3 protein-coding genes are annotated in these 17,543 nt (G+C 40.8%); all 3 read right to left on the bottom strand.

All coding sequences use genetic code 11. The annotated features are described in order from the left end of the window. Positions 1-139: 139 nt before the first annotated feature. The 3 genes from ACSVH6_RS11880 to ACSVH6_RS11870 all read right to left on the bottom strand — a co-directional run bounded on the left by ACSVH6_RS11880 (position 140) and on the right by ACSVH6_RS11870 (position 17,474). A complete protein-coding gene (locus tag ACSVH6_RS11880) occupies positions 140-5,833 on the bottom strand; it encodes a GEVED domain-containing protein (protein WP_438078763.1) in 5,694 nt (1,897 codons plus the stop codon). Positions 5,834-6,128: 295 nt separating this feature from the next. Then, positions 6,129-11,156, bottom strand: coding sequence for a T9SS type A sorting domain-containing protein (locus tag ACSVH6_RS11875; protein WP_438078760.1), 5,028 nt, complete (start codon positions 11,154-11,156; stop codon positions 6,129-6,131). Positions 11,157-11,531: 375 nt separating this feature from the next. After that, positions 11,532-17,474 (bottom strand): fibronectin type III domain-containing protein, encoded by a 5,943-nt coding sequence (locus ACSVH6_RS11870; protein ID WP_438078758.1) that lies wholly within the window; start codon positions 17,472-17,474, stop codon positions 11,532-11,534. Between the last annotated feature and the right edge of the window lie 69 nt (positions 17,475-17,543).

Here is a 17,543-nt window from a genome sequence, read left to right as displayed (position 1 = left end):
CGCAATAAAATCGTTAAAAAAAAGATTTTATCAGAATTGCTTTCAGTAAAGAAAGTTAGATTTGATTATGGCAGAAAAGAAAAAAAGGTGCCCAACTATGACACCTTTTCAAATCATTACTATTGATGTTTTTTTAGATTTAGCGAATCATTATTTTTTCGGAATAATCGCCTTTTGTGGTATTGATTTTTACCAAATATGTTCCTGTGGGTACGTTCAGAATAGGAATCTCGACACTTTCCTGATTTTCCTGATTCAAGCTGTAATCAATAATTTTTTGCCCCAATAAATTAAACAAGCCTACTTTTCGAATTGTATTGTTTGCAGGATTGTTTTTAATGGTTAAAATATTGTTGCTGTTGGTGAAATAAATTATAGGGTTAGTAGCAGTAGGAGTATTTACGGTTAATGGATTGCTGACATAAGCCAACTCAAATCGATTGTCGAAAACACCTGAGTTGGTAGCAAAGGTATATGGACTCTCTTTTAAGTCGTGTTCAATTCCAAGTAGTTTGTCTCTCAGATAAACGTTTTGATTTTCTGAAAAGATACCGTCCATTTCGTCAATGGCTATGGTGTAATTGCCGCTGGTGGTAATTTTATAGCCCAGAGGAATAACGTCGTTTTCATTAAAAGGCAATGCTTTTCCTTGAATTACTAAATTTCTGCCATTAAGAATGGAGTAAATATTGATTTCATTGTTAGTAAAAGAATCTCCGTCATACAATCGGTCAAAATCATTACTGGCGCCTGCAATGTAGCCCACTAAAGTCTGTCTGAAAGTAGTGTCGCTGTAAAGATTTAACCAAACTCTGTTTTTGGAGTTGTCAGATAATTGACTGTTTTTAAAAAACTGTGAATTGTAATTCGTGATACGCATGCTGTCGTTAAAGCTAATAGTGCCATCACCGAAAACCTGCGCGAAGAATCCCTGACCGGCAGCAATTTTTCCGTTTGGTTTTAAACTGACATTGGTTGGATCTGACGAAGGAGAAGTTCCGACACCTCCTGATAAATTCCAGCTGCCGTAGTCCAGAGTAGTATAAAGTCCGCTGCCACTATAGGTTGTGACTGAAGTCCAAAAGAATAGGGTTCCTCCCAATTCAGTGTTGTTAGAATGTTGTAAAAAGGTGGTGGCATCAATGGCACTCGGGTATGGATTGGCCAACAGCATAGTGTTGCCGTTTACAATTGAACTCGAATCAAAACTGTCTACAGTAACATTTACCAAACCATTTTTAGGCGTTCCAATAAAAGGGAAATCAATAGTGCCGGTTCCTGTGCTGAAAGGCGCAATATTTTGTATACGAGTTATAAATCCCTGACCTGAAGTTGTCGCTGTCAAAGAAGTCCAAGCGCCGGCAGAAGTCCCGGAAATCCATTTGTATTTTAAGTCAAATTGGCTTGGGATTTGGCTGAAAACATCTTCGGCAACCGGTGAGCCCCAGTATACATAGGCGTATCTTGTCATAGGTCTGGTTGTACGGGTCATTCGTATGCTTCCTGAATTTATGGCGCTGTCGTTGGTTTGTACCAAGCTTGCATTGTTTTTTATGTCAATTAAGCCGTTGGTTTTTACAATTACTTCATTGGCAATAGTGATGTTGTTTGCTGAATTTACAGTGACCAAGGCATCAGTTTTTACCGTGATATTTTTACCATACGCATCATAGCTACTGCCTGATATAATTGGATCAATAGGGGTATCAGGAACGATAATGCAATCTGAAATTGTCGGTACACCATTTGGTTTCCAGTTGGTGGCTGAATTCCAGTCACTACTGATTCCTTGCCAAATTTTAGATTTATTGGTTACCGTTATGGTTTGGCTTGTGGCGCAACCATTAGCTAAAGTTGCATTGGCTGTAAATGTATACGTTCCGGTTTCCAGTTGTGCCAACGACGGTTTTACGTATACATTGTATGCCGGACTACCGGTAACATAAGCAGCAGTGCAGGCTGCATCCGTATAAGCATTTACCGGAGTGGCGCTGGTCCAACTCAAAGCGGTACTGATAGGACGATATCCATACAGTTGTACGTTGTCAACAGCCAAGCCGTCACACCATTCTCCGTAGTAACGAATACGGATTTTTAATTGAGGTTGGTCAACATAGGCCTCCAAATCGAAGGAAACTGTTTCGAATCGGGTTCCGATACCAATATCCTCGGTATATCGTTTAATTTCTATCCAATTGGAACCACCATCAATCGAGGCGTCAACAGTTACATAATCCAACGTTGGGTATTGCGCATCTTCGTAATAACGTGAATAAAACAACTTGAATGTCAGATACAGACTTGTGAAATTCATAGAGCTTACCGTGGCAGAAGCCATTTGATTGTGAATAGTCACACCTCCCACATCAGAAGTCGCCATGGCAAATCCATTTCCGTTTACACCGCTGGAGATAGCCGGAAACCAAACATTGTAATTGGTAATTGCTGTTGGTACAAAAGTACTGGTATGATTTTGCCATTGCGAAGTGGCATTTTCAGCGGTAGAAATAATATTGGTATTGGTAAATGTTCCCAAGCCACTATTGAATTTTTCATCTATTAAATACACTTCTTCTTCATCTCCTGTTGCAGTTAAATTCAATACCACGTCTTCTCCGCAAACTGTTGGACTTGAGGGGGAGTAAGTAAGTGTGGGTATTGGACTAACAATGGCAGATACAGCTGTTCGGGTTAACGATTCGCAGCCATTGTAAGCGGTTACATAATAAGTGGTAGTTGAGGAGATCGATGGTGTAGTCCAAGTCCCTGTTGTTGAGGTCCCTGCCAAAGTAGCTCCCGTAGGTGTAGTGTACCAGCGGTATTGTGATACTCCAGCAGAAGAGCTGGTAGCGTTTAAGGTTACGGTTCCCGAACCACAGGTTCTTCCGTCAGTAACAGTTGAGATTAAGGCATTGCAGCTTGAGACAACCGTGAATAAGTAATCTTCAGTTTCTCCCGGGTAATTGATATTTCCGCAAGAAGTAAAGCTATCAGTAGAGTTGGCGTCATAAGGAAATGAAAAGTCTCGGCTGTTTAAACGCAAACGAACCCGATAATTTCCTACCGGTGTTGAGGAAGGAATTATAAAACCAAAAGTGGTTGAATATGTTGAAATGCCTCCGGTGCTGTATACCGCTTCACCGACATCATTGAAATCCCCGTCTTTATTCCAATCGACCCAAGCTTTCATGTAAGATGAGTTTAATGCCTGAACAGAAATATTGATTCCTTCTCCTTGTGCCTGAACTGCCAAATTAGTAAGGGTTGTAAAATCCTGATAACCTAACGGGCTGGAAGAATATGTTGAATAATTCGAGACGTCATTCAATGTCCCCACAAAACTCACTTCGCTGAAATAGCCTAAACTTTGTTGTCCACTGCTGACTGACGGCGTGCAATAATTGGAACTAATGGTGGCTATGTTTCCGGTGAGAGGGCTGGTGGTATTGTATTTTGGACCGCCCGAACAGGCAGAGTTATAAGTAAAAATGAAGAAGTAATAAGTTGTGGAAACGGTTAGTCCAGAAGCGGTAAAAGCAGTGTTGGCATCGTTATCGATTACTATGTTTCCGGCACCAACTGTCCCGCCTATAGTGTATGAAGTACCATTGGCAGGGGAAGGAGCTATTCCGGTAGTGTTCATGACTACAAGATAATTATCGGGAGCGGGGCTTGGAGCCGTAAAACTACCTGCTACTGTGGTTCCTGTAGAATTCAAAATTAATGTTGTGGCTTGTAGTGTTGGAGCCACGCAAACGATAGGGTCGATAATGGTAATGGTGTAATCTTCGGTTTCCCCATAAGTTCCTCCCATGGTACAACTGGAGGCAGAAGTAACGTTAGTTTGACGGCCATAACGAACCCTCATACGCGTATTTCCTAAGGTTGCTCCGGCCGGAATAGCAATTGCAATGGTGTTTGTTGAGTTAGCAATAACGCCGTTTCCAATGGAAAAATATTCTCCGGCATCAGTAAAGACTTGGTTTTGATTAAAATCTATCCAAACAGCTAAGCCGTGTTTCTTATTTCCTGTCCCTGTTCCTATGCTTACATTGTAGGTGTTGCCACGTGTTAGTGATGTGGTTTTGGTTCCGGTTGCCGGAAAATTAGTGTATCCGCTGGCGGCACAGGTGGTGTTGTTATTTAAGGTGTTGATGGTTACGTTGGCGATATAATCACCATTAGTGGAACAATTCAAATTACCGGTTGGAATACAATAATTGGTTGACAATGTAGTTCCGCTTCCGCTTAACGGAGAAGATGTAAAATAAATTGGGCCTCCGGTACAGGTTGAGTTATAAGAAAAAATATAAAAATAATACAGCGTTGTAAGGTTCAATCCGGAAGCCGTAAAACTGTTGTCACTATCGATGTCGACTACCGTATTTCCGGTGCCGACAACAGAGCCAACAGTATAAGTTGTGCCATTTGTTGGGGTTGGAGTGGTTCCGGTGGTGTTTACAATAACCAAATAGTTATTTGGAGCAGGAGAGGCTGCAGTAAAAGTTCCGGCTATCGAAGTTCCGCCGGGAGTTAATGACAATACAGTGGGTTGGGCGGTAGGCGTGGTGCAAGGCAGGATTTGCAGTACGTTGATTTTATAATCCTGTGCATCGGTTAAGCTATTTACATTGCAGGGGGCTGCTGCGCCTTCGGAATTAAAGGCCAACTCGACCCGCAATCTTGACGAATCCACTATGGCACCAGCCGGAACTGTGAATGTATTGGTTACAGTTACGCTCTGTGCCGCGGCAACGGTTGATGTTGTAGAGAGTACTGTTTCGCTGGCAGTATCAAAGGTCCCATTCATGTTCCAGTCAATCCAGGCAGAAATGTTTTTTTGCGAAGTAGTTTGGTTCCAAATTGTAACGCTAATAGAGTATGAATTTGACTGATATAAACCTGTTGAAACAGTTGGGTAATAATTTACATAACCATTCCAGGCAGTGTTATTTTGATTAATAGTATTGAGGGTGACATTCGAAATATACGAGGTGGCTGCTGTGCTTCCTCCAGCAGTACAGTAAGTCACGCAGTTGGAACCATAGGAAGTCGTAATTGTCATGTCGCTGGTTGAAGATGTACAAGGGCTGTTGGCAATTGTCCATCTTAGTGTTGCTGTTGCTCCTAAGGCTAAACCGGTAACAGTTGTGGTGGGTGAACTTGGATTTGTTATCGTTGCTGTTCCGGAAACAACGGACCAAGTACCGGTTCCTGTGGTTGGAGTGTTTCCTGTTATTGTAGTGCTGGTAACACAAGCTGCAAGTGTTTGATTCGCTCCAGCAATTGCAGTAGTGGGAGAGGTACCTGTGGTTGAGGTAAGAGTGTTCGTAAGCGTAGTGGCGTTTGTTAAACCGTTTATTGTTCCGGTTCCTCCTGTTCGAGTGATGTTTCCTGTACTTGCGGTATTTACAGCTCTGACTTGGATGGAAGAAATCGTCATGGTGTCAGATTTGTTGGTACCGCCACAAGTATAAGTTACGGTGATTGTTGAGGCGGTCACTGAGATTGAAGTTGCCGACAAATTACCTAAGGCTGTTACAGTAACAGTTCCGGTTCCTGTCAAGAATTCAAAGTTAGCCGGAGCTGAGAGTATTAATGTCGCTCCGGTTCCGGCAGAAAAGTTGCTGTTGGCAGTTTCGGAAATGATAATATTTCCCAGTGTGGAATAAGTTGACGGAAACCCTGAACAGACCGGTATGGATAAGTTGGGTTTGGTTATGTTAACCTGAGCTGAAGCAGACAGATTAAATAAAATTAAGAGCAATACATAACCTAAATGGTGTAGCCCCAGTGTTATTTTATTTGAATTTGAGAGGTAATTTTTTTTCATAATCATATTCTTCTTCATTAGTAATTTTAGCAGAATTTGACAGAATTTACGGGGCAACGGGTAAAAACAATCCAATTCACAATTCAAATTAAATCTAATTTAGTATTGTTCCAAAAATTAACAATTAAAGTATAATAAATCCGATGAAATGCATTTTTTACGAAATAGTTTTTATTTTTTTAAACTTTTTAATAAAAAATAATGAATGAATAAATAAAAAAATCCAACACTTTTTTAAGCATTGGATTTTTCAAAAACGGGAATTATATACAAACTCTTTAACGGTTTTTTAAAGCTAATTTTTTATGATTTTTTGACTGAAATTACTTCCGTCATCACATAATATTTTGACAATGTAAGTTCCGGAAGCTATATTTCCAAGAACAATATGAATTTGTTCCTCCGAACCCTTTATGGCATAATCAGAAACAGATTGCCCTAATAAATTATACAGACCGATGGTTTTCAAATTGTTAGTCAAGGTATTCCTTTTGATGTTTAGTGTATTGTTACTGTTAGTAAAATAAATCATCGGATTTGATGTATTTGACAAGGTTGTTCCCAAGGTTTGTTCCGAAAAACGCAATGAAAAGCGATCCGTATAATTTCCAACGGGCAGAGCCGCTGAGAAATCATTGTTTTTGATGTTATAATCTATTCCGGTGGCATTATCGTGTAGGTAAATCTGAGTGCTTTCCGGTATGTTTTCTGTTTCTGATACCGATATGATGCTTAGACCTTCATTTTCTGTAACAATACCAATCGGAATTATTGCGTCTGTATTAAAATTGGGAACTGCCTGAATTGTAAATTTACTACCGCTAATGTTCCAATACATGTCTTCTGTATTGGCATCAATCATTGGAGCGTCATAACCGATATCAAACGAATTGGTCGCATTTTCATCGCTCCCTATCAATAACTGTCTGAACAGTCCTGAAGGGGATTGAAATTTTAATCTGATTTTTGGACGTGTGTCTGTAGCCGGCTCATTTACTACCGTCCCGTTTTTAAAGAAAACAGAACTGTTGGATGTTTCCGTTTTGAAAACTCTTTGACTGTTTTTAAAAGTAATGGTTCCCCCTGTTACCGGCGTGCTTAGATTTGGATTGTTGGTGGTCATATCATTTATGGCACCGGTACCGATAAAGAACCCTTGGGCTACGGAAATATATCGCGTAGGTACTTTTGTTCCCATGGAACCGTTCGCATCGATTAAAGGATCGTTCGAAATTCCAACAACACCCCCCATCAAAGAATAGGTGGCATAACCTCCTACATAGCCTGATAAAACATGGTTAGTTCCGCCAAAATGGTCCCAAAAATACAAGGCTCCGTTAAAAATGTTAGTTGCTGCTCTTCCTGTTCCGTCTTTGATGTTGTCTTTAATAAATTCATCTGCATCAAGAGCCGAAGGGTAAGGATTTCCAACTAAATAGTTTTGATTTAAGGCAATACTTATTGGAATGGTACCGTTATTTGGTTTTCCGACAAAAGTATAATTTTGATAAGTTGTATTGGTTGCCGTGCCGCAGTTCCCTTTCATAGTAAAACCCTCTCCCGGTTTGATGGTTCCGGTGCTGCCCACAAATTCCCATCCTGCATAAAGGGTGCTCACGCTTGTGTATTTGTAAATCCAAGATGTGCTTATTTTTATCGGACTCGTTAAAGCGCCATCGGCAAATGTCATTCCACTGCCGAAATTAATAGGTGTGGTTCCGAAAGGGTTTGAATTGCTGTTGGTCCCGTCTCTCAATACTTCACCAACGGTATAATTAACGCCATTAGTCGTTACCGGAGAGGACCAGTAATTGTAATGATAACTACTTTGTGTTCCTTGTTGGTCTTTCAAAATTCTACCGGTTCCTGATGTGGGATTAGCCATACTTCCATTTTGGACCAACTGAGCTTCTCCTACCAATCGCAAATCCCCGTTAAGCAGCGACAAATCATTAGCAACCGTCAATGCAAATCCATCAATCAAGCTTATGCCTATAGCTCCATTTGAATTGTTAAGCGTAAGATTATAAAAAGTCTCATTGTTTTTTATTCCTGAATTAATGCTTTGGACTTGATTTGGAGTTGAACCGTTGAATGTGATGGTTCCGTTTCCGGGAATGAATGTTCCACTGTTTTTCCAATCCCGACTTACATACAAGTTGGAATTGGCTGACATACTTAATGAAGCGGTATTGGCTATAATAACATCTTGTGCTCTGGCAATATTATTGTAAGCGGCAGCGTAAGAAGAAGTTGAAGGGTCGATTACAGGCATTCTTACTGCTCCGGCCGGAATTTGTGCATTTACAGTAGCAGAAGGCAAACCACCCGCCCAATTGTGGCAATCAAACCAATCAGTGCTAACTAATCCGGTCCATAATCCGGCAGTTCCGTTAAGTACGGTTACCACTGCAGCACCTGTTAAATCCTGTGGTTTTGCGGTACATTTGGAATCGCTTAAGGCCGTAATGGTGTATGTTTTGTTAGTTGAAATACCACTTACGCTGAATACATACGGATTGGTAGTTATATTATTCACTGTGGTAGAGGTTGAACCATTGCTGTAGGTTACACTCCAAGGTGCGACTCCAGTTAGGGTCACGCTAAAAGTGGCCGCATCTCCATTGCAGATAGTTTGTGAAGGGCCTATAGCTGCTGTTGGTCTTTGGTTTACTGTTACCGTGATGTAGGTTGTGCCGTCCGGGCCATAGCTGGTGCAACCGTTTAAATGGGAGGTAATGGCATAAGTTGTCGTCACTGTGGGAGTAACTACAGCTGTGGCACTAGTGCTGATAATTTGTCCGGTAAAAGAATCTACCCATTCTGTGGTTAAATTGGAAGGGGATTCCGGAATTAAAATATTGTCTATTGCCCAAGAACTATTGGCTGTCCCGGAGTAAACAAAACGAATTCTTAGGCTGGATTGCCCGATGTAAGCATTTAAATTGATAGACTCCGGAGGAAAAGGACCATAAGGAGTCCGGGTACTGGCACCTGTGTAACTAGCCAAAATAATGTTGTATGTTGCGCCTCCGTCTAATGATAATTGCACTGAAACACTGGCGCCAACTTGTAAATTGAAGGCATGATTAAAACTCAAAGTCGCTGTGGGTAAACCAAAAGTATTGAAAATGGGAGTTTGCATCACTGAATTGTAATTCCCGCTTGCAATGGCAAATTTTCCACTGGAAGTATAATTAGTGCCCGCATAGGTACCTCCGTTGGTTGCACTTAATCGAAAAGGGCCATCAGAAGTATTACTTCCGCCTGCATTCAGACAGTTTCCGCAACTATCAACCAACCAATTGGCGGGATTAGCATTGCTGAAAGTTCCGCCTGTAGCCAAATACGAACTTGTCGCAAAACCACTTTCAGAATATAAGTTTGATGAATCACCAATGCATATGGTTTGTGGTGTGGCAGTAACCGGTGACGGCTTAACATTCGGGATAACATCAACCAAAGTTACTCCTGAATAGGCCAGCCCACAAGAGCCGTTTTGAATTACCGCTCTGAAAAAGGAGGAAACCGTTATGTTGTTGTAAGTATAGGCAGTGCCGGTATTTGCAATAGCATTCCAAGTGGTTCCGCCGTTTGTGGAATATTCCCATCGAACCACTGAACCGGTTTGACCGCTCAAATATACAGTTCCGGTCGCAAAATGACACTCCGTAATATTTCTCACCACAGGAGTTATGCCCGGTAATGAACTTGATACTACTCCACCTATAGTCAATTCATTGACTGTGACAGAAGCATTATTGGTAACTGCAGTTCCCGAACATCCATTGCTGATTACACAATGATAATCGGTGCCGGTATCGGCCTGAGAAGCGGGGTTGATAGTTAAATTGGCTGTGGTCGCTCCGGAAATATTGATGCCATTACTCAAAGGAGTGGCACCTTTGTACCACTGATAATTCAAGGAACTACCACTCGCCATAACAGAAAGACTAACAGAATTGTTTTCACAAATGTTTTGATTGGTTGTAGGCTGCGATATTATTACAGGAGAATCAGGAACTGTAACCATGTTAGTCGTGACAGAACAACTTGTTGCATTGTCTGTAAAAGTAAAAGTCACCGTTCCAAGAGCCATGGCTGTAGCCCATCCATCATTGCTGACTGTGGCAATAGTGGTGTCATTGCTAATCCAGCTGCCTCCCAAAGGTGGGGTCAATTGAATGGTATTACCTAAGCAAATACTGTCAGGCGCAGTTATTGTTGGAAGTGCATTTACAATTACTGTTGTAGAGGTCGAGTTAGAACATCCATTTGAATTGGTATAAGTGTAGGTAATGATTGATGAGCCTGCTGATAACCCGGAAACTACACCGTCGGTATTGACCGTGGCAATGCCGGGTGCTGAACTACTCCAAATTCCTCCTGTTGTAGTGTCTGTAAGTGCTGTCGTAGCTCCGATACAAATAGTGGTTGAACCCGAAATGGCATCAACAAAGGGCAGTGGGTTTACAGTAAAAACTCCCACGCTGGCAGTATTTCCCGAAGGAGTGGTGATAGTAATGGGACCTGTGGATGCCGCAGATGGTAATGTTGCAGTTATCTGAGTGGAATTGTTTACGGTGAATGCTGCTGCTAATCCATTAAAAGTTACTGCTGAAACATTGGTAAAATAATTACCGGAAATGACAACCGATGTTGCTGCACCGGTACAACCGTTTGTCGGGGTGAATCCTGAAATGATTGGAGCAGGAGTGTAGTATACTTTGATTTGAATATAATCCACTGAGGCAGTCAAACTGTTATTGGCATTGACCGAAACAGCGACACCAAAATTACCGGCATTAATATCTGCAGCTGTCCAGGTAGTTCCCCATTTGTCGGTAGAGCTTCCATAAGTAGCAGTTGCCAAAGTAGTTGGCCAGGCAGTTGTAGTAGCCTTATTATTTCCGATAATGAAACCGTTTTTAACAATACTTACCACATTGTCTTTAGTAATTCTTCCTCCGTTGATGGCACTGGTTTTTCGGTTGATGATTACTTCAATACCGTCCACAACAACACCAGTTGGAATTGAGAATCCATAGTTGGTTCCTTGTAGATAATTGGAATTTGAACTTCCTGAAAAAACAGCTGTAGCACTAACACCGTCAGCAGCAATAATATTTCCCGAATTGGTCCATGCTACGGTACCGGTACCTGATAGGTTTGTCGCGGTTGTTGCGTTAAATGGTCCTGAGGTTTGAGCATCCAGAGAGGTTCCTGTCAGTAGGACAAGTAGAACTACCAGAAACAATGGTTTTTGGATTAGTAGCAAATTCAGCGAAAGCGTATTTTCCGAGTGTAGGTAGTTTTTCTTCATAGGGCAATGAATTTTAAACTGCGTTAATACTTTTACAAACTTATACTACATAAATGGCATAGGATAATTTAATAGATGTAACGCCTCAAAACTCGATTAAATGCACTTTTTTTAAAAGAAATTACCTTATTAAAACGTTAAAAAACAATTATTTACGATTTTTTCACATGGTATTTTATTTCGTTCGTCGACACTTTGATTCTCCTGAGAATAGTTCAATTTCACAAGCGACAGGAAGAGCTTTTGCGAGGGTATCATTTTTTTGATTTAAGGAAATATAAAATAGCAAAACTGAAAAGAATTATTTGTTTAAAAGAGAAACCCCGTTTGGTAGGAGCACCAAACGGGGTTTACTATGTAAAAAAAAATTGGGGTTTATTTGAGAAGTTTTACGGTAACTTTTTCTCCACTGCTTTTGACAACGGTTACCAAATAGACACCGTTCTGATAAGGAAACTCTATTTCAAAAAGATTGCTTTCAACAGTAGGTTTGAATTTATTAATTAATTTTCCGGAAACATCATAAAGATACAGTTGCTTAATAGTATCATCTGATTTAATATGCAACATATCATTTGCAATGTAAGCAAAAGTTGTTACCGTTTCATGTTCTGAATTGCTAAGGGTACTGTTTTTATAGCGAAGAATAAAACGATCAGCATAGTTACCGGCAGCGGCGGTAAAAGTATACGGAGCTGTTCTTAAATTGTGAATCACATTGAGTTGTGTATCTTCTAAGAAAATATCCTGACTGTCATTCGTAAACAAACCGTCAATTTGGTTGATACCGATACTGTACGTTCCGTTACTAGGTACGGTGGCTCCAAGGTTTACGTAATCATTGTCGTCAAAAGGAGTTGGTCTACCATTGATGATGACAGTTTTATCATTAATCCAAGAGTATAAAGCCAAATTGGTTGCTATTTTATGTGAAGCATCAAACAAACGGTCTTCTTCATATGTTGCTCCTTCAACATATCCTACTAAGGTAGTAGCTGCTGCATTATTTGCGTCTACTAAACTCAGCCAGATTCTGTTTTTTTCCGGTTCGGCACTTACCGTATTGGAATTGCTTTTGTAAAACTGGGAATTATCATAGGCAGCACTTCTCATGCTGTTGTTGAATGTTACTGTACTACTGGAAGCACTACCGTCATTCATGACTACGAAGAAGGCTTGACCGGCAGCAATTTTTCCGTTAAATCCGGGAGGTGTAGAACCTGTTCCGTTATAACTGATATAATCATTCACATCATAATTATTGGTGTAACTTCCATAGAACGGATTAGCATTACTGCTGCTGATAGGCGAGCCATGTGTCCATAGTCTTATGTTTCCATTGATATTAGTGTTCAAAGTCAAGAAACTAAGTGCATTAATAGCTGACGGGTACGGATTACCAATTAAGTTCCAATTATCGTCTAAGTTGGTTATGGTGGCACCATTATTTCCTATATAGTTGGCTCCGGTGTAGCTTCCTCTTGAAATGGTTGGTTTTCTTATACCATTGTATGGAACTCCGGTAAATGTGGCTGTTAACGGGGCAGCCACGGTGTAACTGTAATTACCGGGAGAAATAGCAATATATCCTTTAGCGGCTACCATAGATTCGGTTCCGGCTACCCAGTTGCCCTGACCTCCATTACTGTTGGCTATTGTTGGATTCCATTTGAATACATAACCGCTTGGAGAAGTTGGTGAAATATTACCTGAGTTAAAACTTTTCACAGGAGAACACCAGTAAACATAATCGTAGGCTTTAACATAAGCTGTTCTTTTCATAGAAATTGAACCGGTGTTAGTTGCTGTATTGTTAATTTGAATCAAGCTCGCGCTGTCATTCAAATTAAAGGAACCACCAGTATTTACTTTCACATAATCAGTAACAGTGATGTTATTTTGAGATTGAGCTGTCAATGATGAACCACCGGCAACCGTAAGATTGTAAGCATAAGCATTATAGGAAGTTCCGGAAATCACCGGTTTGTTAGTTACATTAGGAATAGTGATACAATCCTGATTCGTCGGAACTCCGTTAGGCGACCAGTTCGCAGCATCACTCCAATCGGTGCTTACTGCTCCTGTCCAGGTTTTTCCTGAAGAGATGGTTACAGTAGTTTGATCAGTGTATTTTGCAGTGGTACCATTACAAAAAGCATACGTAACTTCAGAAGTATAGGTAGTTGTTGCTGTTGGGCAAACACTCACATTGCTTGTAGTTCCCACTACAGGTCCAGAAGTACCCGCACCCTGATACCATTTTACTGACGCTACAGAAGCACCTGATGGTGAAAAACGCCAAGCTTCATAATTTACAGTCCAATCGGCATCCGTTGAGTTTCTATTAGGAGCCACAACAGCTTGAGTACCATTAGCATTTTGAATTCCAACTACGGCATTTCCACCGTTCCATGAAGAACAAGCATTTTTTTCTTTGATGAAAACGTCAATAATGTTACTGTTTTCATGCAATACTATCATTCCGGTGTAAAGTGAGTTATTACAAACGGTTGAATACATTGGGATATCACTCCAAGCTGCCACTAATGCTCTACATCCACTGTCAAGAGTAACCAATTCCCAGCCTACCTGACCACCTTTGCTAGGATCAATATCATGATATACACCGAAAATGGAATTCAAGAATAAGGATGTGCTTGGTAAATTATTGCTAAAAGACCAGTCAGAATAACCTCCCGGAGTATTAGTTGTCGTGTCAAAAGTGATTACTCCGTTAGAACCGATTAATACTTTGTTGTAAGTATTGCCATAGTAGCAAAAATTGAAAGGTAAATTAATTGTTGGAGACCAAACGTCATCAACATTAACGCTGATTGGATTGGCTAAACAGTTGAATTGATAAGGAGGTGCATACGGAATTGATGAAACAGAATAGCTGGTAGTTTCACGATAATCTGTATAAATTGCTTCAAGATTAGTACATTTATTAGTAGCAAAACAAGTGATAGGAGTTGGATCAGCACCATTTAAACCCGTTGCTCCTGCAATAATACTTGGACATTGCGTAGTACTGGTTCCTGTTCCGTTTCCTGAAGAGCAAGGTGTAGTCACACAAATAGAAAAAGTTCCTGCTCCGGATCCACTGGCAGAAGCATATACTCTTACATAATAAGTGGCGCCAACAGTTAAACCTGTTACGGTTGAGGCCTCAATAGCACTTCCTGATGTAGCATTAGTACACTGAAGGCTCGTTAATCCTGAACAGCTTCCGCTAAATACTTGAAAAACAGCGTTGCTCAAGGTGATAGGGCTAACAGTCACTTTATGACTGGTATTGGTAGCTACAAAGCTGTACCAAACGTCATCATCAGCAGTTCCTGAACAACCGGTTTGAGATTGTGTTGCGTATTGGGTAGTTCCGTTCGTGCTAGTAATACAGGTTGTTGTGCTGTTTACAGTCAAAGCAATGGCACCACTGCAATCATTGTTTACGGGAGCTACCGGTGTAGTAACGCATATTTCGAAATTTCCTCTGTAACTGTTTCCGTTACCGTAACTGTAAACTCTGATGTAATATGTTGTTCCGGCGGTTAATCCGGAAATACTGATTGACTCCGGAGAGGTAGAAGAAGTAGAGTTGATACATCCAAAACTGATTCCACCACAACTGGCATTGTAAACTTGGAATACGGCGTCGGTTAATGTTGAAGGGGTTACAGTGATAGTATGTTGAGTCGCAGCAGCTGTAAATTTGTACCAAACATCGTCATCAGCAGTGCCTTGACAGCCGGTAGCGGATTGTGTTGCGCCAATTGTAGTTCCAGAAGTCGAAGTGACACAAGTAACAGAAGGGTTCACCGTCAAAGCAATTGCATTGGCGCAATCATCATTAGTAATGCTCGTGGTGATTGAACCCGTCGTGTAAGAACTGTCACAGCCGTTGCTTGCTAAAACTCTGTAATAATAAGTTGTACCAGCAGTCAAACCTGAAACACTTAATGTAGTGGTTGGGTCTGCTACGGTAAATGGTGAACCTGGAATGTTGTTGGTAAATCCGGCATTTGTTGTAATTTGAATTTTATAGGTAATTGCATTTGAAGTACCTCCCGTTGGAGTAGTCCAATTTAAAGTAAAAGTGGTAGCCGTAACTCCTGATGTAGTAATTGGACTGGGTGCTGTTGGGCAAGTTGTTCCAGAACCAACTAATGGGCCTGATGTATTATATGCCGGGCTTCCGGTACACAAGGACGAGCTGGTGTAGGCATATACATAATAGTAGTATTTAGTATTCCCATTAAGTCCGGTACTGGCAATATTATAAGAACTTCCTGTCTGAACAAATGTCAATCCAGTGCCTAAGGTTGTGATATTGGAATCATTGTAAATGATACCATCTACCGGTTGACTTGGTGGAGTAGCACTTGTGGAACGAATCACTAAAAATCCATCCGCTGAGCCTAAAAAAGTAGCTGGATAAGTGGAAGAAGTTATAGCTCCGTTAGTAAAACTAAATGCCTGATTTGTTGGAGCGTCACATGGTGTAGAGAGGGTTGTAACAGTGCCGGTAACATAATTACTGCTACAGCCGTTATTAGCCAAAATTCTATAGTAGTATGTTGTATTAGCGTATAAATCGTTTATCTCTAATGAAGTGTTTGGGTCTGTAATTGTAAACGGAGAGTCCAAGATGGGTGTGGTAAAAGCTGCATCAGTAGTTACTTCTACAGTATAGTTGATTGTGGCTTCTGAACCTCCTGCCGGAGTAACCCAATTTATAGTAAAATCATTTTGAGTAATTCCGGTAGTCGTTACTGTTAGAGGAACAGACGGACAAGTAATGGCGCTTCCAGTCAATGGTCCGGCGGTATTGTAAACCGGCCCACCACTACACCCCCCATTGCTCGTGTAGCTGTAAATATAAATATAATATTTTGTGTTTCCTGTTAAACCGGCTCCGGCTATAGTTGTTGAACTTCCGGATTGCATGAAAAGTAAATCGGTACCTAAGGTTGCAATATTAGCCGAATTGTATAAAATACCATCTGTAGGTTGAATAGGTTCAACTGCTTCTGTTGAATAAATAACTAAATAACCATCTGCAGCACCTGTAAATGTTGCCGGAACAGCGGTGGAAGTTAAAGTGCCTAATGTTAAGCCGGTAGCCGGAGAAGTCGGGGCAACACAAGGATTCGATAAAGTTGTGACAGAGCCACTAACATAGCTACTCGAACATCCATTATCAGCTAAAATTCTATAATAGTATGTTGTAGTTGGATTTAAACCACTTACGTTTAATGTGGTGGTAGGATCAGCAATCGTAAAGGGTGACCCGGGAATGTTAGTGGTGTAACCTGAATCCGTGGTGATTTGAACGATATACGTAATAGCATTTGAGTTTCCTCCTATCGGATAGGCCCAATCTAAAGAAAAACTATTAGCAGTAATTCCGGATGGGGTTACTGATTTTGGCGTGCCGGGACAAGTGGTTCCGCTTCCTGTTAAAGGTCCTGAAGTATTATAAATTGGACTTCCTGAACATAATTTATAAGCATAGATAAAATAATAGAACTTTTTATTTCCTGTTAAACTAGTTCCTGCTATAGAAGTTGATGAAGAAGACTGTACAAAAGTTAAACTTGATCCAAGGGTTGCAATATTAGCTGATGAGTATGTTGTTCCATCAACCGGTTGTGACGGAGGGGTATTAACTGCCGAACGAATGACTAAATAGCCATCTGCCGTTCCTGAGAAAGTGGCCGGAAATGAAGTTGAAGTAATTGTACCTGCAGTAAAACCTGTAGCTTGAGATGGTGATGTAGCGTTTACGGAGGTTAAAGTATTGGTAAATGTAGTTCCTGTTGAAATACCGCTAATAGTTCCGGTACTGCTTGATGAGCGTGTTATGTCACCGGTAGAAGCTGTGTTGACTCCTCTAACCTGCAAACCACTGATGGTCATAGAATCCGTTCTGTTTGTCCCTCCACAAGTATAAGTGATGGTGATAGTTGTTGCGGTTACAGCAATGGTAGCAGCACTAATATTTTTACCCGACACATAAGATACGCTACCAGTCCCTGCTTGAAATTCAAAGTTGGTTGGCGCACTCAGTACCAGAGTTTTGTTAGTACCTGTACTGATGTTTGAATTCGATGTTTCATCGATTACGATATCGCCTAAAGCATTATACGCTGTGGGAAACCCTGAACAAGCCGTTACAGTTAGATTTGGTTTGGTAATTGAAACCTGAGCGTTTGCTTTCGATCCTAACAGGAAAAAAAGGATTAGTAGTATAATACAACATATACTACCAATCTTCTTGGCGAATGGACTTTCTAGGTTAAAATAATTTTTTTTCATCTCTAGGGGGTTAATCATTGTTTTTAAATGATTCTGCTCAATAAATGTTTTGCCATTTTTTTAAGAGTA

The organism is Flavobacterium sp. XGLA_31 (genome assembly GCF_051547105.1).
GTDB lineage: Bacteria > Bacteroidota > Bacteroidia > Flavobacteriales > Flavobacteriaceae > Flavobacterium.
This window is presented reverse-complemented; position numbering and strand designations above follow the sequence as displayed.

What these genes read in the sequence shown, in the direction of transcription:
- ACSVH6_RS11870 (WP_438078758.1), bottom strand. Translation starts at nt 17,474, where the DNA reads ATGAAAAAAAATTATTTTAACCTAGAAAGTCCATTCGCCAAGAAGATT.
- ACSVH6_RS11880 (WP_438078763.1), bottom strand. Translation starts at nt 5,833, where the DNA reads ATGAAAAAAAATTACCTCTCAAATTCAAATAAAATAACACTGGGGCTA.
- ACSVH6_RS11875 (WP_438078760.1), bottom strand. Translation starts at nt 11,156, where the DNA reads ATGAAGAAAAACTACCTACACTCGGAAAATACGCTTTCGCTGAATTTG.